Here is a 21772-nt window from a genome sequence, read left to right as displayed (position 1 = left end):
CCATCCTTTATTTAAGAATATTGGTTAACTATAAAATGAATTGCTTGAACAAAACCATAAACCAACTCTTCAATCTTTTCTTCTTGAAGACGATTTGCATTATAATGATAAACAAATTGAACACCCTCAGCATTTTCATCTACCAAAAGAGCTAGATCAAAGATTCCCTCAATTTCTTCTATTGATTCAAAAACCTGTCTCTTAGAGAAAAGTACTAACACTTCATGAGCTTTTTTAATCGAAAATAGTTTATCTACTTCTCTGACTGAATAATGAGCCTTTCCCTTCAATAAACGTGCTGCTTTAGTTCGTCTAAATAAATCAGAAAAATCTTTAAGATTACTTAAATCAACCTTTACAGGTGTTATATTTTTTTCATCTTGATTTACAGTCTGTATCGTGACATCATTATATTCAGATATATCCGAAAGCATATGAGCAAATATCGAGAAAAATAGGTCATTAGATGTTATATCTTCCTGTTTTATAATCTCTTTTATCTTGCCAAAAACTTTATCCTCTAAAGCAAATTTCAATGTTGAACTCTGCCACTTCTCCATAGACTGTTCCAGATTAAAATATTGCTTTGGCATCGATAATGTTTTTAACTGCAAATTTCTTTTTCCCGTAGTTTCTAACTTCACTCCCCTATTATCTTCCAAATAATTCACCAAACTAGAAATTTGAGGATAAGAAAACAAGTCTATCACTCTTATTTTTTCTTGGAAATATTTATTAGCCTTATTAAATACTTCAATTAATTTCACAGAATTTCCACCGATTTCAAAGAAATTATCATATATTCCCACTCGTTCAAGCCCTAAAACTTCTTTCCAAATATCTACAAGGATTTCTTCAGTTTTATTCCCTGCTTCAACATACTCCTCTTGTACATTAATCATATTTACATCTGGTTTTGGTAACGATTTGCGATCAATCTTTCCATTTGGTGTGAGACCAATATTTTCAACTTGTACAAAATATGTGGGTACCATATAGTCTGGTAAATCTTTTGAGATAGCTTCCCTAACCTGAGAAATAGATAAAACTTTATCAGCTACAAAGTAAGCACATAAGTACTTCATCCCATTATCGTCTGTATTGTCGACAACAATAACTTTCTTGATGAAAGGGAGTTTAAGCACGCAGTTTTCAATCTCTCCTATCTCAATACGATATCCACGGATTTTGATTTGATGATCTTTTCTCCCTAAAAATTCGATAAATCCTTCGCGATGTAATACGCCATAATCACCAGTTTTGTAGAGCGAACCAAATATATGATGGTTAATGAAAGATCTAGTAGTTTTCTCTGGGTCGTTAAAATATCCCTGTGCAAGCCCAGCACCACCAATGTAAAGCTCACCTTTTACACCAATAGGACAAGATTCCATGTTTTCATTAAGAACATAAAATTGTTGATTGGCCAATGGTCTTCCATATGGGATACTCTTCATATCAACTGGTACCTGTTCATTAAGTGGATAATAAATAGACCAAATTGCTGCTTCTGTTGCACCACCCAAGCTAATTACATCAGCCTGAGGAAATGTTTTTTGAATATCCTCTGGAAGTTTCATGGAAATCCAATCTCCACTTAACATAACCAAACGAAGTGAAGTGTATTTTGTTATATCTATTTGTTTAGGTATATCCATAATCAGATTTTCATCTTCAGTAGCTCCCGGTTTAAGACCACATTCAATAGTATGCATTAACACATGATTGGATGTAAGTGGAAATTTATCTTTAATCTTATCAAAGAAAATTTCTCCAATAGAACATAGTCCCATTTGTAAAAGTTCAGCATTTTGCGTTAATGTTCCAATCATAATACCAGTATCTAAGCAAGCATAAAAATAACCCGAAGAACCGTATTTTGGCATATTAACTCCTGCATTATATACAAAGAAGGTCGTAAAGGCAGATTCTTTAAAAATCTTCCTGTTTCCATAGTGATGAATTTCATTACTTATGCTATCTTCACTGACTAGTTTTAATTTATTGTTAACAGGATCATAATAATATAAGCCTTCGTCTACTTGCTCAACTCTTCCTTTTTTTACATATACGTACACATCAATAGGATAAAGTCCACCTGCCGTTGCATAAAAATAACGAATTGTGTCACCTTCTTTAAATTGCTTAAAAACAGATAACAGCTTCGAAAATTTGCTAAACGAAATTTGCTTTTGACTAAACTCACGATATGATTTACGCTTACTAATAAAATCAGGATATGAAACACTATTTTCCAGATTTATAGTTTGATTATGTTTCGAATTCACTGTACGTTTTAATTGATCATGCTTATACTTCTCAAAACGCTCCATACTAGTAAAAATCTCATCACCATAACTATTGCTAAACTCCTTCAAAATTGGATGAAAAACCTCATGTGGACCAAGTATCGAATTTACAAGGATTTTTTCATCTACTAGCCTCGAGATAAAGCTATCTAATTTCTCTTGATCTTCATTTAGGAATTTCTCTGCAAGCTCATTTAATTTCACACCTTCTTGTGTGAATGAATAAAGTTGTAGAAACGTATCTAATCCTAATCCACTATACACCTTACCATCAATGGTAATCTCACCATTAACAAGCTTCCATTGAAATGCAGGCGACCAATAGAAAACTTCAGATGGTTTAATTTGAATCTCATCTTCATTTTCTTCTATTCTTTCCTCTGTATAATTAAGCATTAAATCCATTATCGCCGGAACCGAGTTCCAAATCGTAATCCCTTTGTCTTTCACAGTTCGATATAAGTTTTTCACATCACGTTGATCATTTACTAACACCAATGTTGCTCCTGCAGCCAACGTTCCAAAGATATCGTATACAGACAAATCGAAGCACATAGAGGAAATACCTATAACACGATCATTTTCATTCACATTAAATTTTCGATTAATATCAAGAATCGTATTTGCGGCGGCAGCATGTGTCATAGTTACTCCTTTAGGTTTACCAGTGCTACCTGAAGTATAAATAATGTATGCTATATTAGATGGATCTGAGTCTACCTTACAAGGCATGGTTGAATAGGTTTCCAAGTTTTGTTCTTGATAGAGTTCTGGCTTAATAAGTAATAGACATTGGCTATTGGAAAGTATATATTCTTGCCGATCTTTTGGATATGCGGGATCAACAGGAACATAGGCAGCACCAGCTTTCAAAATTCCTAAAACATTAATAATGGTAGAAATAGAACGGGTAGCTAATAAACCAACTAGCTTGTTTGGCCCAACACCATGTTCTAAGAGATAATGAGCTACTTGGTTGGATCGCTTTTCTAATTCTTGATACGTTAAACTCTCATTCTCAAATATTAATGCCTTTTGAAGTGGTAAACGCTTTGCTTTTTCCTCAAACAATTGATGAAGTAGTGTTACAGGAATATCTTCTTTTGTTTTATTGTACATTTGTAATAAATTTTGGTCACGTACAGACATTTTGAATACATATTCCTTTTCACTTTCAGATAATATATTTTCTATTATCTCGATATATTGGGTAAACATACAATTAATCGTTTCTTGTTCAAATAACTGTTCAACATAATCCCAACGTACTACTAATTCTCCGTTTTCATCCAATACAGTATTATCAATATAAACTTGAGACGTCTGTGTAATTCCTGTCTTCATCTCACCGAGTTTATTCATTGCATCGTGTCCATCATTGAACAAAGCACTGGTAAAGACGATTGGCATTAATGCCTTTGTCCCCAATTGCTTTCTCTGCGAGATTTCACGAATAAATTCTACCCCATCATAATGACGATGTTCCAAAGCCTCAAACAATGTCCCTTGCGCAGTTTCCATTCGTTTCCAAAAAGATTCACTTTCTCTTGGTTTAAATTCTGTTAAAATGGTTGAAGTAAAATCTCCAATTATATGCTGTATATCTTTATGAAATGGATAACGATTAAATACCGTAACATTGACTGCTAAATGCGACTGATTGCTCCAATAAGCTAATACTTCTCCATATATCGCTAACAATAAAGCAGATGGCGTAATTTGATGTTCTTGAGCAATTTTCTTAAATTTATTCCATTCAGTTCTATTAAACGTTTTTGCCAAACGCTTGAATTGCGGGTTTTTCACTTCCGCTGGTTTTTGTTTCAACGGTAATTCAGGCGCAGATGGAAAATCTTCCAATTTCTTTAACCAGAACTGTTTGTCACGCTGGTAAATCTCGCTTTTCTTAAAACGATCATATGCCTGCATATAGTCTCTAAATGTAAAGTCCAGTTTAGGTAACTGTTCTATTTTATTGTAATAAATATCCATCCAATCACGTAACAAGATTTGTAAACTAGCAGCATCGGCAATTAATGGATCAAATCCAATGAAAAGATAGGACTTTGCATCAGTGATATGGAACGCTTTAAATTCATATAAAGGCCACTGATCATGAACAAATACGTGATGGGACATCTGTTTACGTTCCTTCATTAACAATTCTTCTCGTTTTTCTTCGTCAAGGTGTCTTAGATCCACACGTTCAATACTGTACAAAGGAACATTTTCTAAAATTTTTTGTTTTCCGTTCTCTAATACGATTGCACGTAACATCGGATGACGATTGATTACCTTATTTAATGCATCATTGAGTCTTTGAATATCAAGTTTTGTCTCTATCTCAGCATATGCGTGAGTCGAAACTCCTCCCATTTCAAATACATCTGAACGTCCAACTACGTACGCCATTTGGATATTTGTTTGAGGGAATGGCATGTATAATTCACTTGGATTACATTGTGCTTCTGGATACGTCATTTTTTCCATTGTATTTAGTTTATTATTGGCCAACTTGTCACTTAAAGTACGAATTGAGCAATTTTCCAGAAAAACTTTAAACGGAACTTCTAAACCTAACTTCTTCTCAATTTTAGAGAGGATATTCATCATTGTAATAGAATGTCCACCTAACTCGTAGAAATTATCGTCAATCCCAATTCCTTTCACACCCAATACCTCTTGCCAAATATCTATTAAATTACAATCTAGTTCATTTCTTGGCGGTATATAGGTATCCAAATCTTTAATATAGTTTACTTTTAATGGTAATGTCTTTCGATCTACTTTCCCGTTTTGAGAAAGTGGTAATTTGCTTATTTTCTCAAAGAAAGCGGGTATCATAAACATAGGCAATTGCTGTTTTAAGAAATCTCTAATCTCTCCTGTGTCTATCTCATTATCTCCTACCAAGTATGCATAAAGATACTTATGATTATTTTGATCAATTCGATCAATAACAACGCATTCTTTTACTGTTGGGTGTTTTAATAATTCGCTTTCAATCTCTCCTAATTCAATTCGATAGCCTCTAATTTTTACCTGATGGTCAATCCTTCCTAAGTATTCTATATCTCCATCCGCATTCCATTTTGCCAAATCTCCAGTCTTATACATACGCTTTCCATGACCAAATGGGTTCTCAACAAATTTTTCGTTTGTTAAATCAGGACGATTCAAGTATCCACGAGCTAATCCGTCTCCAGCAATACATAATTCACCAGGCACACCAACAGGCTGTAATTGGTTATACCGATTTATAATATATAAACTTGTGTTATCCACCGGTTTACCAATTGGAATACTTTTTAGCTTCAAATCTTTAGGACAGTCAAAGTACGAAACGTCTACAGTAGCTTCTGTTGGTCCATACAAGTTAAACAAGCTAGCGTCATCTTTATGCTTAAATAAATTATTAAAACGCTCTACTTGCTGTATATGTAGTGCTTCTCCACTAGCAAAAACTTGACGCAAGCTAGAAATTTCACTAGACACTTGATTCAATTCAACATAGTCAAGGAAAACATTTAACATAGAAGGTACAAAATGAATCGTTGTAACATTATGTTCTTTAATTACTCTAAAAATTTCCGCGGGATCTTTTTCTCCACCTTGAATAAGAAAACATACCCTTGCTCCCGTAAAGCCCCACCAAAATAACTCCCAAACAGATACATCAAAGCTAAATGGTGTTTTTTGTAAGATTACATCTTTTTCACTAATAGGATATCTGTTTTGCATCCAATTAATACGATTAATTACAGAGCGATGTTCAATCATAACGCCTTTCGGCTTCCCAGTGGATCCAGAAGTATAAATGACATATGCAAGACTTTTAGAATCACTGAGCGGTTCTAAATTACTAGAATTTTCTCGATATATTTTTTCATCTTCTAAATCAATTAATTCACCATTAAATGAAAAATTACACGTCAATCCTTTTTGAGTGAGTAAAAGATGACTTTGGCTATTTTCAAGCATATATGTAATACGTTCTGTTGGATATTGTGGATCAATCGGAAGATAGGCTCCACCGGCTTTCAAGATTCCAAGCACCCCCACCATCATATCGAACGAACGTTCCGCCATAATCCCCACAATTGTGTCTGCCTGTACCCCTTTTTTACGAAGTAACCTAGCTAATTGATTTGCCCGCTCGTTTAATTCCTGGTACGTAAAACACTGATGTTCATATATAACCGCTATCTGATCTGGTTTATGCGACACCTGCTCCTCAAATATTTGATGAATCATTTTTTCTACTGGATAAGAAGCTGACGTTTGATTAAAGTCCACTAAAATCTGCTGCTTTTCTAATTCACTTAACATATCAACTTCAGTAACTTTCTGATTCTTATTCTCTATAATTCTAGATAATAATAAAATATAATGAGAACATAATCTTTCAATTAATTGACTAGTAAATAATTCTGGATTATATGAAATATGTAACTCTAATTTTTCAAACGTAACAAACTGCAAGGTCAGATCAAAATTGTTTATCTCAAATATGTTGTAATCTGCAATTAAAAGCTTTTGGTTTTGTTCTGTCAATCGGCTTTCAAGTGGATAATTTTCAATAACAACAATTGAATTGAACAAAGATTCCTTATTACTAAGCTCACTATAAGACCTTATATCAATCAACGGTGTACTCTCATATTCTTCCCTTTCTAGAAGCATGTGTTCTACATTACTTAAGAACTGCTCCACAGTTTGTCCCTCATCTGTTTTAATACGAAGCGGAAGTGTATTAATAAACATACCCACGATTTCTTCCACACCACTAATCTCTACATTACGCCCAGAAATCGTTGTACCAAATACAACATCATCATTGTTATTGTATCTCTGTAAAACAAGCCCCCATACACTATAGAATAAATTAGCTAGTGTAATTTTTTGTTCTTTAGTAAATTTCTTAACTTTTTCGTTTAATTCAGGCTGAAATGAGTATATATATTTTCCAACCTCTTTTAATTTGCTAGACTCTTCATTATTGTTACTATGCGGCAACTGACTAATGGTATCAAAGCCTTTTAGATAGTTATTCCAATATTGTTTTTGAATCTCTTTGTTACTATTCCTTTGCCAGTTCACATACTCCTTATATTTGTTTTTGTTTTTCTTTTTTAATATTTTCCCTTCACAAAGTTGACTGTATGACTCCAAAAGTTCCTTGAAAAGGATTCCGTAACTCCATCCATCACACAAAATATGATGATGAGTAATAATTAATTCATGTGTCTGTGCATCAATAGGAACTAATGCCACTTTTAGAGGTTCTGTACGCAAATCAATTAATGCTAAGCGTTCTTCTAATTTTACCTCTTCTACCCCCATATTTTGAATATAGCGGATTGGAATATTATAATTTTTCAGCACAATTTGAACAGGTTTCTCAATCTTTTCCCACCGGAAGACAGTTCTCAACATCTCATTAGATTCAATCAAATGCTGCCATGCCTGTTCAATAAGGGATAAATCCATTTCACCTTTTAGCGTTACAGACAATTGTTCTAGATATTGGTAACTCTTTGGATTAGATACGTAGCTAACCAACATCCCCTCCTGCATAGAAGTTAAGGGAAGAATATCTTCTACGTTATGTTTATCAATTTTATTAGATGACTGTTTGATTTCTAAATTCTGCATTTCACCCTCTCCTCTCCCTTTAATTAAATAACTGTTCTAAGTCTTCCTGATTAATATCTATGTTTTCAAAATCTGACGGTGTAAAGTACACTTTCTCTTCTAATCCAGTTTGCTGAATAAGCATTCGAAGTTGTTGCAAATAGGTTTGAACAAAATCTGACATGTTATCGACTTTAAACGCTTGTTCATGATAAGTTACCCAAACATGGAAAATCCCATTTAAAACCATACAATTAATTTCAATTAGTGCTGATGAGTCGTTACTTAGACATATTTCCTCACCTGTTAAAAGGTTTGTAAAATCGCCAAATAAATCATTGTCTTTTTTTCCAGAGAATTGCCCCAAGTAGTTAAAACGGAGTTGAACTCGCTGGTTCTCATTATTTGACAAACGTCCCAGCAGATATTTTAGCAATCCGTACCCAAATCCCTGATTAGGAACGGAACGCAATTGTTCTTTAATTACCTTAATGTTTTCAAATAAATCATTCTGATTGCATATTAAATGAATAGGATACATTGACGTAAACCATCCGATGGTACGCGAAACATCAGTATCTGGAAGAAATCTTCCATGGCCCTCAAGCTCAATAATCATTTCTTCCTGATGAAAAACCTTTTTAACCGTCTGAGCAAATGCCACAAGCAGAGCTTCTTGAATTTCTAATTTATAAGACTTATATGTATCTTTGAGTAACTTCTCTGTTTCATCAGCACTTAGACAATCACGGATTGTATTGAAATTGAACAATTGCCAATTACTAATTGTCTTTTCACATGGCAATACAAACGATTTTTCCTCGATTGCTTTCCAGTAGACAGTTTCCTCTGAAAAATCTGTCTCCTGTGCATATATTGCTAGATTCTCATACCACTCCTTCAATGAAGCTGTCTTTTTTGGTAAAAGAACTGCCTCACCAACCTTTATTGCTTGATATGCAGTATAAAGATCTTCTAAAAGAATACGCCAAGAAACACCGTCAATTACTATATGGTGAGCAGTAATCATTAATTGCTTCTCTGATGATGATAAACAAACGATTGCGGCTTTTATTAATAAACTACCAGTAAGATCGAAATTTCCTTTAAGATGTGTTCCAATGTTGATTATTTCTTTCTCTTGATCTTCTTTTGAGAGGCGTGTCAAATCATATTCTTGGATAGGAAATTCTTCATTAATATAAGTGTTGCTAAAAATATGCTTTTTAGTCGAACAATTGTAATTTAAGCGTAGTCCATCATGATGAGATATTAATTCACCAAATGCTTGCCTTAATATTTGAATATCTAATGTAGAATTCACCTTTAACATAATTGTCTGATTATAATGATTCTGGTTTACTAAAGATTGTTCATAAAACCATGAATGAATTGGTAAGGATTCCATCTCACCTTCGACAATACCTTGAAAATACTCTTTTTTCTGTGTCACCATATTTATGCAAGATGTCAGATTAGCAATAGTTTGATGGCGCAAGATGTCTTTCACTTGTAACTGGATATTCTCTTGACGAAGACGGGAAATGATTTGAATAGCTTTAATGGAATCCCCACCAAGTAAAAAGAAATTATCCTCAATGCCTACCTGTTCTATACCTAACACATCCTGAAATACACTCGCTATTTTTGTCTGTGTTTCATTACTCGGTTCAATATATTCATGTTCTGTCCTACGAATACCTTCTGGTTCTGGCAATATCTTTCTATCGAACTTTCCGTTTGCTGTTAATGGTATTTTATCAAGTTTAATAAAATATGATGGAACCATATAACTAGGTAAAGTCTGAGACAAGTACTCTCGTATCTCTTGGATAATATTCTCATTATGTGAAACAACATATGCACAGAGATAAATTTCTGCATAAGAATTTTTTCTAGCAATCACGACTGCATCAATTACTTCAGGATATCGAAGGATTCCCGATTCAATCTCACCAATTTCAATTCGATAACCTCGAATTTTAACCTGCTCATCCATTCGCCCTAAATATTCAATATTTCCATCAGGTAACCATCTTGCCAAATCACCTGTACGATACATCTTAGTGTTGGGTAAAAATGGATTCTCTACAAACTTCTCATTAGTCAAATCAGTTTGATTTAAGTAGCCCCGTGCTAAACAAACTCCGGCAATACATAATTCGCCTACATTTCCTATCGGTTGGAGTTGCTTATAGTTCTTAGGATTAACAACATAGAGAGATACATTATCAATTGGTTTGCCAATCGGAATCCTAGTATATTCGGAATTTGTAGAGCAATCAAAATACGATACCTCTATAGAAGCCTCAGTGGGCCCATACAAATCATGTAGTGTGATTTGTTTATTCTCATACAATATTTTATTGAATCGATTCACCTGTTGTGGATTAACTGCTTCACCACTTGTAAAAATTCTTCTTAAAGTTGCGATACGTTCAATACCATTTGTGCTTTCAATGTAATCCAAAAATGCATTTAACATAGATGCTACGAAGTGAATACTCGTTATGTTTTTCTTCTCAATAGTTTTCACTATCACTTCTGGTTCTTTTTCTCCGCCAGGTACAAGTAAGCATAATACTGCTCCTGCCATCGACCACGAAAATAACTCCACCACCGAAACATCAAAACAAAAAGGTGTTTTTTGCATGATAATATCACGCTCATCAATTGGATATGTTTTTTGTCCCCAGTTTAATCGATTCATTACTGAAATATGCTCAATCATCACCCCTTTTGGTTGACCTGTAGAGCCTGACGTATATATTACATAAGCAAGATTGGCTGCTGAAGTGATTTTTTCTAAGTTACTTGTCTCGCCATAATAAAGCGCCTCATCTTCTAACTGGATTACTTCACCATTAAATACGATATCTGAAGCAAACTTTGATTGAGTCAGAAGAATCGAGCTACTACTATTATTTAACATATATAATGCCCGGTCTTTAGGAAAACTAGGATCAATAGGCATATATGCTCCGCCCGCCTTTAAAATGCCAAATATCCCAATGACCATCTCTAATGACCGCTCTGCCCTGATACCTACAATCATATCCGGACCAATTCCCTTAGCCCTTAATACTCTAGCCAATTGATTTGAGCGTTCATTCAGTTCCCTATATGTCAGAGTCTGATCTTCAAAAATCAAAGCGACACAATCTGGATTTTTTTTCACTTGCTCCTCAAATGGCTCATGTAGTAGCTTATCATGTTGAAAATCCACCTCAGTTTGGTTAAATTTCTCAAGTAGATCTTCTTGCCTTTTATCACTCATTAATGCTAATTGACTACAATTGATTTCTGGTTTTTCTAATATTTGCTCAATCATATATTCCAGATATCCAAAAAGACTTTCGATATCTTGAGCAGAATAATCACTCATTTTATAATCAAATTCTAAAAATATTTTTTGGGGATCCCATTCTTTCACAATCAAATGTAATGAATAAAGTGTATTCCCATTTGAATACTCTTCTAATTGATATGGCATGTCATCAAACTTTTCTTGTACCTCTGTTGAATAGGTGTTAACCCATACTTGAAAGAGATTATCATAACCTTTTTTCAATAGCTCAATATCTTGTAATAACAGATTATAAGGGTATTTTTGATAAAAAAAACAAGAAGATACTTCTTTATTAACTAAAGACATCAATTCTAAAAAGGAAACATCCTCAGAAAGCTGTAAACGAAATGGCATTACAGAGGTAAACATTCCAAATGTATTTTTTTCTTTTTTTCCTGAACGGTTAAGTACTGGCATCCCCATGATAATATCCTCTTGTAATAAAATCTTTTGAAGGTAGATAACCATGAGAGAAACAAAAAATGTGTTAGTAGATAATTGATTTTCTTCTAAAAAATCTCTAATCTTCCTTGTTTGTTCTGGTGAAATTTCACAACTTACTCGATTGGCTGCCAATTCTTCAGATGTTTTATATAAAAATTCTTCTGGTAATATTTCAAACTTCTCAGACCAAAATTTTTTGTTTTTATACATACGTTTTGATTGGAGATACTCTTGTTCACGTTTAATAAAATCAAGATACGAAGATGTATCCAACTCATCCAATGAACTTCCATAAACTAAATGATTATATGTTTTAGCCAACTGAGAAAAAAAGAGATTTAGAGACCATCCATCAAGAATTATGTGATGCACTGAAATAATTACTCCTGTTTCGTGATCACTGTTTCGAAAAATAGAAAGATTATACAGAGGCTTTCCAAGTAAATCAAATGTTTTTCTAGACTCAGCTTCAATGTACTTCTGAAGTTCTTCCTGAGGACTTTCATATTTACGAAAATCAAGATACCTCACAGAAAATGGATGGTAATTCTCTATATACATTTTTATTTTTCCATCTTCATCTAAAAATTGCATTCGCATACCGTCATTATTTTTGACAACCAAATTAATTGCTTTCTGAAGAATTTTAATATCCAATGCTTTTTTTACTATCATTTTCCCACCAATATTATTGATTGGATTACCTGGATACAATTTTTCTACATACCAAATCCGTTGTTGCGGATGGGTTAAATCATATACTTGTTTATTGTTACCTATAGTCATGTCAAATCAATCCCTTGCTTAAATATCCATTCTAAATGAAATTCAACATACAAGGAGTATAGACTCCTTAATTCTACTTACCCAATTTATTCCTTAACTACTTAAACAATAACAACATACCTTTTCATTCGATAAATGGAGAATGTATTTTCCTATCACCTCTAATATAAATAAATCTTTATATAACGTTTTAAAGTTTTTAAAACGTTATATATTCTTAATATCTTGATATAAAATAATACTTTTAAATTCCCTATATACTTTGCATAATCACTTGTACCATAAGCACAAGAAAATTCGTATCAGCGAGTGTTTCCTAACAGAAATACTACTAATTTGATATCCATAAATATATCAATCCGAAACGAAATGAACGAATAATTTATTTATAAATTTCTTCTTGTTAGTAACCATTAAATATAATGATGGTTTTCTCCCCTTACCTTTAGTTTGTGAAAAATTGAACATTCATCCTCTCAATTCCCGTAAAATTTTGTTGCCAGAAAAACATCTTTATGAAAAGTAGCTTTAATAATTTTTGGCATATTGTCCTTTATCATAAAATGTTCCAGCATATGCAGAGTATTAACCTTCTTAAAAAGCATACATATTGAGTATGAAAATATATTTGCTATGCTTTTTTCGTAGCCCTGCATGCTATATTATTTTCAATAACTAGTTACTCAACTGAAAACACAAGGTATTTTAAATTATTATCATCTTACATCAATTTTTATTTATTAATACATTGATATCAACCCTCTCAAGTAAAAGAAATTTTATATCATTATAGTTTATTTTTCCATTTATTACTTTAATTGTCAACTATTTCTATTTTAATTTTTATGAATCTTTCGTAGCTGTGGCCTATTTCAAAATTTATGTTTAAGAAAGGCATTGGCATTTGATTCTTTAATGATCTGTCAATTTAAATACGATAATTAAACTTTATCTACCTTAAAATTAAACTTAATACAAAATTAATTATTGTTGAAATAACAAAATTTAAATTTTGTTAACCATTCTTCTAATCTCACCTTTTGATGTAGGAAATTCCTTCTCAATATATATACGCTCTTGAATTAGTTTGCTCTGGAGTTGTCTTAAGTCTTTTGAAGATTCTTTGTCTATTAACATATACACTTGAGTCAAACTAATCATTATTTTAATATCACTCAAATTATCTTGAATAATTCGATCGAACTGTTTTTTCTCACTACAATAAATTGCTTTTGATACTTTTTCCATACAAGTAGTTATTTTTTGTTCTAAAATATAGATAAACCTCTTGGTATCTAGGTCCATCTCACTTCCCTCCGCCTTCAAAATAGTTTTATATCATGTCTATCCATGAATAAACATTTTATTCATTTTATAATACATATAAACTTAACGATTAATATTTTATCACAAAAGGTAAAAAAATCCATGTAATTTTTTTCTTTTATATAGAAATTATTGTCATTTATAATATATAACCTCATTTCAGCTATGTTTTAAACTAAAAAATGTAAATTTCCACAATTATAACAGCGAGTATTATTATAAATCTTCATCTATAAATCCCTCTCACCTGTGTGATGTACTATATCTCATTAACTTCTTTGTTCAATTATATCTATATCTTAAACTCAACTAAAAATGCCCTTCTAAAGAAAATTCCCTCTATTCTTTCAACCGATTTATATATAAATTTTGTTTTTTGATTTTTTTGTATATAATTAACAAAAACATCTATAAATTAAAAACTCTTCTGAATCATCGAACTAAAAATCCGAATCCAAAAGAGCTTTTTAATATCGCTATTGATCAAGTTTTAAAAGTAAATTCTTATTATGACAAAATATACAATTAATTTTCTTTTTTGAAAAACATTTTAGACAATCAAAAACATCTACCTTATTTTTTAATTTATATTACCTAAATTTCTCATCCTCAATGTTTTTTATAACCAGAAAAAAGAATGGATGATGAACGATTATACTGATTTAGTTAGCATCCATATACCCTGAAATTAATCTTCATCATTAGTTTTTAACCTAAGGGGCATATGACATTATGAAATTACTTCAGTTTGTTTTAATCAACATACTCAACAACAATAGGTTATGTAACCTATTGTTGTTTTTTATTTATACAAATTACTTTTTCACTTCTACATGATGAAGAGATTCTTTTCCACCTCTTACATAATTATCTATACGACTTAAAAGTAATTTACCACCAATTAACATCGCTCGTTCATCAAAATCAAATTGAGAATGATGATGTGGAATTGAATACATTAGTTACTATTTTGCTTTAACACAAATATTGAAAGTTCCGGTACACTCCAAAATCTAACAGGCATTCGGGTTGTCCCAATACCACGATTTACATATAAATATAACGGCTTATTCTTCCCCTCTACTTCATACATACCTTCAACATGACTCTCAGCTAGTTTTGTCGTAATGAATGGACCGATAAAAGGAATTTGAACTTGTCCTCCGTGACTATGGCCTGACATTTGAAAATCAACTGGATAACGTGCTACTTTGTCTACAACATCCGGCTCATGTACTAAGAGCATATTGAAATCTTGTTGCCTTACATGTTTTAAAGTCGAGTCTAATTGCGGCTTACCTAATAAAAAATCATCCAAACCTGATATAGTAATATATTTGCCGTTTTCCGCTTTAATTTTCTGCACTTCATTTACTAATACAGAAAAACCAGCTTCCTCCATATATTTTTTATAAAATAAACTACCTCCACCGCCCCTATCATGATTCCCAAACACTGCATATTTCCCTAAGGATGCATGTATTTTTTGTAAAATCCCTTTCGCTTCTTCTCTTTCGGCTTTATACGATCCAAACTTATCTATTAAATCCCCTGTGAAAACTACTACATCTGGACTTAATGCATTTATCTTCTCCACCAAATTTTCTAATTGTTTCAGTGTGAATTCTGGTCCTAAATGTACATCTGAGAACTGCAATATTTTTTTATTATGAAACTCTTTAGGAATTGTAGAAGATTCTATTTCATTCCACGTAACTGTTACTAGTTTTCGTTCTATTTCTGTCGCATAGAAATACAAACTTATAGAAATCATTACTATACTTACGAAACTGATTATAGATATCTTGACGATTGATTTTTTTTGTTCTTCTTTTACGTGATGCGTATTCATGTTCTCACCTCTAGAAGTACTTTAAAACCTTATTGTTACATGAATGTGACAACACGAACAATGTTATTTATATTCAATTCCAGCCCTGCTCACTTTGACAAATTTATACAGAAGTCATAACATATTTTTATAATACATAGATTCTTAAAAATGCTCCATTTATTCTTTTATCATTTTATTAAGGAGAGATTATTCATGTCTGTATTTACACCAGAAGAAATTACGGAACTTGCTGCTAATTCCGGAAGAAAAAAAGCTCATTTATCATTACTCCCTATGCTAATTCTCGGTTTTTTTGGCGGTGCTTTCATAGCATTAGGGTATTTACTCGATATTCATGTTATTGGAACAATGCCAAAGGCTTGGGGATCATTTACTAGTTTTCTAGGCGCTGCTGTATTCCCTATCGGTCTTATTCTCGTTATTCTTGCAGGCGGTGAACTAGTAACTGGTAACATGATGACAGTTTCCATGGCCTGGCTTCAAAAGAAAATTACTTTATTTTATTTCATACGAAATTTAATTATTGTTACATTGAGCAACTTCATAGGTGCTGTATTCGTTGCTTATTTTTTCGGTCATATCGTCGGATTAACAGAGGGCGCTTTTTTAGCGAAAACAGTTTCTGTTGCGCAAGCTAAACTACAAGATACACCACTACAAGCTTTCATTTCTGCAATCGGATGTAATTGGCTCGTTTGTTTAGCTGTTTGGCTCAGTATGGGAAGTAAAGAATTTATCGGAAAGATTATCGGTATCTGGTTCCCAGTTATGACTTTTGTTGCAATTGGATTTCAACACGTTGTAGCCAATATGTTTGTCATCCCAGCTGCAATTTTTTCCGGTCATTTAACTTGGTTTGAATATTTTCCAAACTTCATTTTTGTTTTCTTCGGAAACTTAGTAGGAGGTATGTTATTTGTAGCGTTACCTTATTTCATATCTTATAATAAGAAACTACCTTCTACTAAAGAACAAACGGAATTAAAGAAAAAATCTGTATCCGCTTAAATTAAACGACTATATAGCAATCCTGAAAAATATTACAAATTCCATTTTTTTTACGAATATATGTGCGTACACTTGTTCTCGAATGTTTTATACGTTATAATAACAACTTAAATAGCATTATTTACATATGAGGTGAAAAACATGAACAAAACAGAATTAATCAAAAACGTAGCACAAAATGCTGAGATTTCTCAAAAAGAAGCTACTGTAGTTGTACAAACTGTAGTAGAATCAATCACTAACACTTTAGCTGCTGGTGAAAAAGTACAACTTATCGGATTCGGTACATTCGAAGTTCGCGAAAGAGCTGCTCGTACAGGCCGTAACCCACAAACTGGTGAAGAAATGCAAATCGCAGCTTCTAAAGTACCTGCTTTCAAAGCTGGTAAAGAACTAAAAGAAGCTGTAAAATAATGAAAAATAGCCTTCTCGTTTACGAGAGGGCTATTTTTTTCATTACATAATTAATAAAAATCTGACCATTATACTGTTTCTTTTGTTCCTTTATGCAAATAAAGCCTTTACTTTCAAAGAAAGGTTTTGCTGTAATACTTGCTTCTGTATAAATCCCCCTATGCCCCAAGTTCACTGCTTCTTGTTCTAACTTTTGTAGTATGTATGAAGCTATCCTTTTCCCTTGATAATCTTTATGTGTAAATAAACGATCTACGTAATGATCCTCATTATAATCCCCAAATCCGACTATCATACCGCTATAATCCGCTACATAACTAATATTCTTTTCTAAAGACTTTAACCAGCTTTCCCTATCTAGTTGATCTGGTGCCCATGCCTGTAGCTGTAACACGTTATAATCTTTTGCATTAATTGTATGAACTGTTTCATAGAACAACTGTAATACTTGTTCTAAATCCTCTTTATGGAATGTTCTAATGATCGTATCTTTTAACATATATGAACCTCCTTACTACACTATCATTTAACTTTTCTACCATCTAGTATTCAATATTTCTGCTTTATTATTTCTTTGTTCTTTCTATATAAACAAAAAACAATACTTATTTCAAAGTATTGTTTTTTGTTTAAAAGCATATGCAATTACTCTATAGATTTAAAGTTTTATTATTTTAACTTCACTCTTTGCAATCGTAATGCATTTAATACGACCGATACAGAACTAAATGCCATCGCTGCTCCTGCAACCCAAGGCGCTAAGAAACCAAGCGCTGCAATCGGGATTCCTAAGCCATTATAAGCTAGTGCCCAGAATAAATTTTGCTTAATATTTCTTATCGTCATCTTACTCATAAAGATTGCATCAGCAATACTATTTAAATCGCCACGAATTAACGTAATATCTGCCGCTTCCATCGCTACATCCGTTCCTGTTCCAATTGCCATACCGATATCCGCCGTAGCAAGTGCTGGAGCATCATTTATTCCATCTCCAACCATTGCTACTTTCTTACCTTGCGCTTGCAGTTTTTTCACTTCTTCTGCTTTTCCTTCTGGTAATACTTCTGCAATTACGTGTTCAATACCAACTTGCCCCGCAATCGCCTGAGCAGTTTGCGTATTATCTCCTGTAATCATAACAACGTCTAGACCCATTTTCTTAAGCCTTGTAATAGCTGCTTTTGAAGTATCTTTTACAGTATCTGCAACAGCCACTATACCAGCATATTCTTTATTAATTGCAATAAGCATTGCTGTTTTACCTTCTCGTTCTAACTCTTCCATCGATTTAGAAACTTCTTCAATATCAATATTGAATTTCTTCATTAATCGGCGTGTACCAATTAATAATTGTTTCCCTTCTACGACTGATTCAATACCGAATCCAGGAATCGCTTCAAACGTTTCTGAACTTGGAATATCAATTTTCTTTTCTTTAATTCCTTCTACAATCGCTTCTGCAAGTGGGTGTTCAGAATTTTTTTCTGCCGCACCTACTAAACGTAGTATTTCTTCTTCATAGAATCCATCTGCTACAATTACATCTGTTAACACCAGCTTCCCGTTTGTAACAGTACCTGTTTTATCTAGAATAACTGTATCCAATCGATGCGTTGCTTCTAAATGCTCTCCGCCTTTAAATAAAATACCATACTCAGCTGATCTTCCTGATCCAGCCATAATAGATGTAGGTGTCGCAAGACCTAATGCACATGGACAAGCGATAACAAGTACTGCTATCATTTTCTCAAGTGCTCCGCCAAAATCACCTGGTGTAACAAATATCATCCACACTGCAAATGTAATAATAGCAATCACAACTACAACCGGTACGAAAATACCTGAAATTTGATCTGCTACCCTTTGAATAGGAGCTTTTGAACCTTGAGCCTCTTCTACTACTTTAATAATTTGAGCTAATGCAGTATCTCTTCCTACCTTAGTTGCTTTCACTTTTAAAAATCCATTTTTATTCATTGTAGAACCGATTACTACATCCCCAATTGTTTTATCAACTGGAATACTTTCACCTGTTAACATCGATTCATCTATTGCTGACTTTCCTTCTACAATCTCACCATCTACCGGAATTTTTTCACCAGGCTTTACATAAACGATATCACCAGCGACTACTTCTTCGATTAAAATTTTCATTTCTGTTCCATCTCGCACAACTGTAGCTGTCTTTGCTTGTAAACCCATCAACTTTTTAATTGCTTCTGATGAACGTCCCTTTGCTTTTGCTTCAAATAATTTACCTAAAATAATTAGTGTAATAAGTACCGCGCTCGTTTCAAAATATAAATCTGTCATGTGTTCCGAAGAACCGATAGATTGAATGCTTAAATATACACTATAGAAATAGGCGGCCGACGTTCCAAGTGCCACAAGAACATCCATGTTAGCACTTTTATTACGTAACGCTTTATAAGCCCCAACATAAAACTGTCCACCAATGATAAATTGAACTGGCGTTGCAAGAGCTAGCTGCACCCAAGGGTTCATAAGCATATCAGGTAAATAAATAAACGATGTAAATGAGAAGTGACTTACCATTGCCCACAGTAACGGGAATGATAAAATAAACGAAATGATAAACTTCTTCTTTTGTCGCTCAATTTCTTGTAAGCGATGATCAGTTGATTCATCTTGCTCATCTGATTTTACTTCCAATTTATATCCTAATTTCGTAATTGCACTTTTCATTTCATTTACATTAATTTCATCAAGATTAAAATCTACTGTAGCTGATTCCAAAGCGAAATTTACTGTCGCCCCGTTCACACCTTCTAACTTATTTAAACGCTTTTCTACTCTATTGGCACATGCTGCGCATGTCATTCCTGAAACAGTAAATTCAGCTTTATCACTTACAATTCCATATCCTAACGATTCAACTTTTTCCTTAAATTGTTGCGGATTTGTTTTTTGGGGATCATACATTATTTTCGTTTTTTCAAGTGCAAAATTTACATTTGCATCATGAACACCTTCTACTTTTTTTAGGCCTTTTTCAATTCTATTTGCACATGCGGCACATGTCATTCCTGATATTTGAAGATTGACCTCTTTTTGTTCATTCATGTCTCTCACCTCTATATACCCTTATGAGGTATAATTATTAGCAAAATAAATCGTACTTCCTATAAAGTACGATTTATTTCCATATCTAAAAATAATTATTGAACATCGTATCCTTGATCTTCGATTACAGCAACAATATCTTTTAATGTTACAGCAGACGAGTCGATAGTAACTTCAACAGTTCCTTCTGCTAATTGAACTTTCACTTGCTCAACACCGTTTAGTTCTTTCACACTGCTTTCGATAGCATTTACACAATGTCCACAAGACATACCTTCAACTTGTAATGTTAACTGTTCCATTTAAAATCCTCCTCTTGTTTATTCATTGTTTGTTAATCACAGTTACATCTTACCATACCCCCCTAAGGTAATCAATGGTTTTTTATCATGATTTTTCAATTATTTTCTAAAAGTTTATTTTACACACACTTTTTCACACCAATACAAGGATAAACAAAAAACAAGCTAGTTACACACTAGCTTGTTTTTACGCTTTTGAAAAACGTTCAAATACTGTCATTAATTCTTCAATTGCTTCGTCACCATTACCATTTTTAATTGCACCTGAAACACAATGACTCGTATGGTTTTTTAATACACCCATTCCTACTTTTTTCATCGCTGCATTAATCGCTGAAATTTGCACTAAAATATCCACGCAATACCGATCATTTTCAATCATATTTTGAATACCCCGAACTTGCCCTTCAATTCTCTTCAATCTATTTATAATTTGCTCTTTTTCTTTTTCTGATCTATGTGTTACTGCTTCATGCTCTTTATGCCCCATATTATCACCTTCTTAAAGTTTCTCTTCATCCAATAAAACAATTACTTTTACGAGTATACCAATTATAGCATTAAATACCTATGCATGATACCCCATATGAGTATATTTCCACTTTATGATTATTCTTAACACATTGTTAGCTTCTCAGTCTTAATTTTCATTATACCCTTTCCTTTTTTCAAAAAACAATAATAAGCGAGGATTTTCCATCCCCGCTTATTATTCATTCCCAAATATAAAAGCCTCAATCTTCACACATGTAAATTGAGACTTTTTCTTCCTATATATAATTATTGCTGATCACATACTTTTGTATCATTCACTACTGAAGTTCCTTCAACGGTTACCGTATGAAAACAGTCATTTACACGAACTGTCACAACGTTATCTTGCCGATCAATGATATGATATTCATTAAAATTTTTATTTAGAGCACTGCGAATTTGTTCTCCTTCATAAATTGGGATACCATGCGATAAAACCCAAATAAGTCCAGCGATAGCGAGAATAGTTTTCATACGATCTACCTCCTTGAGAATATAGTGAACTTTTCATCCATGCTTTTCAGCTCTACGAATCATGATGAAAATAAACTAAGCCTTTTTGGAAATAAGTTCATTTCGTCTATTTTATGTTTATGCTAATTGTGACCGAATTGTGACAACTTTTTGTCTCTTTAGACGAAAAGTTGAAACAAAACTTTCAAAAAGGACAATTCTACTTCTCAAAACAAAAGGCTATGGAGAATTTCTCCATAGCCTTTTGTTT

General features: G+C 32.9%; 12 protein-coding genes. 2 read left to right on the top strand and 10 right to left on the bottom strand.

Annotated features, from left to right (window positions below; genetic code table 11):
• Window positions 1-11: 11 nt before the first annotated feature.
• The 5 genes from QCI73_RS09120 to QCI73_RS09100 all read right to left on the bottom strand — a co-directional run bounded on the left by QCI73_RS09120 (window position 12) and on the right by QCI73_RS09100 (window position 15700).
• Window positions 12-7964, bottom strand: coding sequence for an amino acid adenylation domain-containing protein (locus tag QCI73_RS09120; RefSeq protein ID WP_353822788.1), 7953 nt, complete (start codon window positions 7962-7964; stop codon window positions 12-14).
• Between the two features lie 19 nt (window positions 7965-7983).
• Window positions 7984-12522 (bottom strand): amino acid adenylation domain-containing protein, encoded by a 4539-nt coding sequence (locus tag QCI73_RS09115; RefSeq protein WP_353822787.1) that lies wholly within the window; start codon window positions 12520-12522, stop codon window positions 7984-7986.
• 1005 nt (window positions 12523-13527) lie between these two features.
• On the bottom strand, window positions 13528-13827 hold the full coding sequence (locus QCI73_RS09110) for a hypothetical protein (RefSeq protein WP_332280062.1): 300 nt from the start codon (window positions 13825-13827) through the stop codon (window positions 13528-13530).
• A gap of 836 nt (window positions 13828-14663) precedes the next feature.
• On the bottom strand, window positions 14664-14807 hold the full coding sequence (locus QCI73_RS09105; protein ID WP_353824137.1) for a hypothetical protein: 144 nt from the start codon (window positions 14805-14807) through the stop codon (window positions 14664-14666).
• The gene (locus QCI73_RS09100) at window positions 14807-15700 is read right to left on the bottom strand and encodes a metallophosphoesterase (RefSeq protein ID WP_353822786.1); all 894 of its coding nucleotides are present in this window, start codon (window positions 15698-15700) and stop codon (window positions 14807-14809) included. The genes QCI73_RS09105 and QCI73_RS09100 overlap by 1 nt, the downstream gene beginning before the upstream one ends.
• Window positions 15701-15895: 195 nt before the next feature.
• Between QCI73_RS09100 and QCI73_RS09095 the strand changes: the two genes are divergently transcribed.
• Together QCI73_RS09095 and QCI73_RS09090 are read left to right on the top strand one after the other, a co-directional pair.
• Window positions 15896-16711, top strand: a complete 816-nt coding sequence (locus QCI73_RS09095; protein WP_353822785.1) for a formate/nitrite transporter family protein — start codon at window positions 15896-15898, stop codon at window positions 16709-16711.
• Between the two features lie 141 nt (window positions 16712-16852).
• Window positions 16853-17125 (top strand): HU family DNA-binding protein, encoded by a 273-nt coding sequence (locus QCI73_RS09090; protein ID WP_001043904.1) that lies wholly within the window; start codon window positions 16853-16855, stop codon window positions 17123-17125.
• Between the two features lie 19 nt (window positions 17126-17144).
• Here QCI73_RS09090 and QCI73_RS09085 read toward each other — a convergent pair whose 3' ends face one another.
• The 5 genes from QCI73_RS09085 to QCI73_RS09065 all read right to left on the bottom strand — a co-directional run bounded on the left by QCI73_RS09085 (window position 17145) and on the right by QCI73_RS09065 (window position 21522).
• On the bottom strand, window positions 17145-17624 hold the full coding sequence (locus QCI73_RS09085) for a GNAT family N-acetyltransferase (RefSeq protein ID WP_353822784.1): 480 nt from the start codon (window positions 17622-17624) through the stop codon (window positions 17145-17147).
• Between the two features lie 170 nt (window positions 17625-17794).
• Window positions 17795-20212 (bottom strand): heavy metal translocating P-type ATPase, encoded by a 2418-nt coding sequence (locus QCI73_RS09080; protein WP_353822783.1) that lies wholly within the window; start codon window positions 20210-20212, stop codon window positions 17795-17797.
• A 95-nt stretch (window positions 20213-20307) separates the two neighbouring features.
• On the bottom strand, window positions 20308-20514 hold the full coding sequence (gene copZ / locus QCI73_RS09075; RefSeq protein WP_000436973.1) for a copper chaperone CopZ: 207 nt from the start codon (window positions 20512-20514) through the stop codon (window positions 20308-20310).
• A gap of 187 nt (window positions 20515-20701) precedes the next feature.
• Window positions 20702-21004 carry a metal-sensing transcriptional repressor gene (locus QCI73_RS09070; protein ID WP_000509877.1) on the bottom strand — a complete coding sequence of 101 codons (303 nt, stop codon included), beginning with the start codon at window positions 21002-21004 and terminating at the stop codon, window positions 20702-20704.
• A gap of 290 nt (window positions 21005-21294) precedes the next feature.
• On the bottom strand, window positions 21295-21522 hold the full coding sequence (locus QCI73_RS09065) for a hypothetical protein (RefSeq protein WP_000849103.1): 228 nt from the start codon (window positions 21520-21522) through the stop codon (window positions 21295-21297).
• Between the last annotated feature and the right edge of the window lie 250 nt (window positions 21523-21772).

The organism is Bacillus cereus group sp. MG16, assembly GCF_040459875.1.
GTDB classification, from domain to species: Bacteria; Bacillota; Bacilli; order Bacillales; family Bacillaceae_G; genus Bacillus_A; species Bacillus_A paranthracis.
The sequence above is the reverse complement of the archived record's forward strand: the minus strand, read 5'-3'. Positions and strand labels throughout refer to the sequence as shown.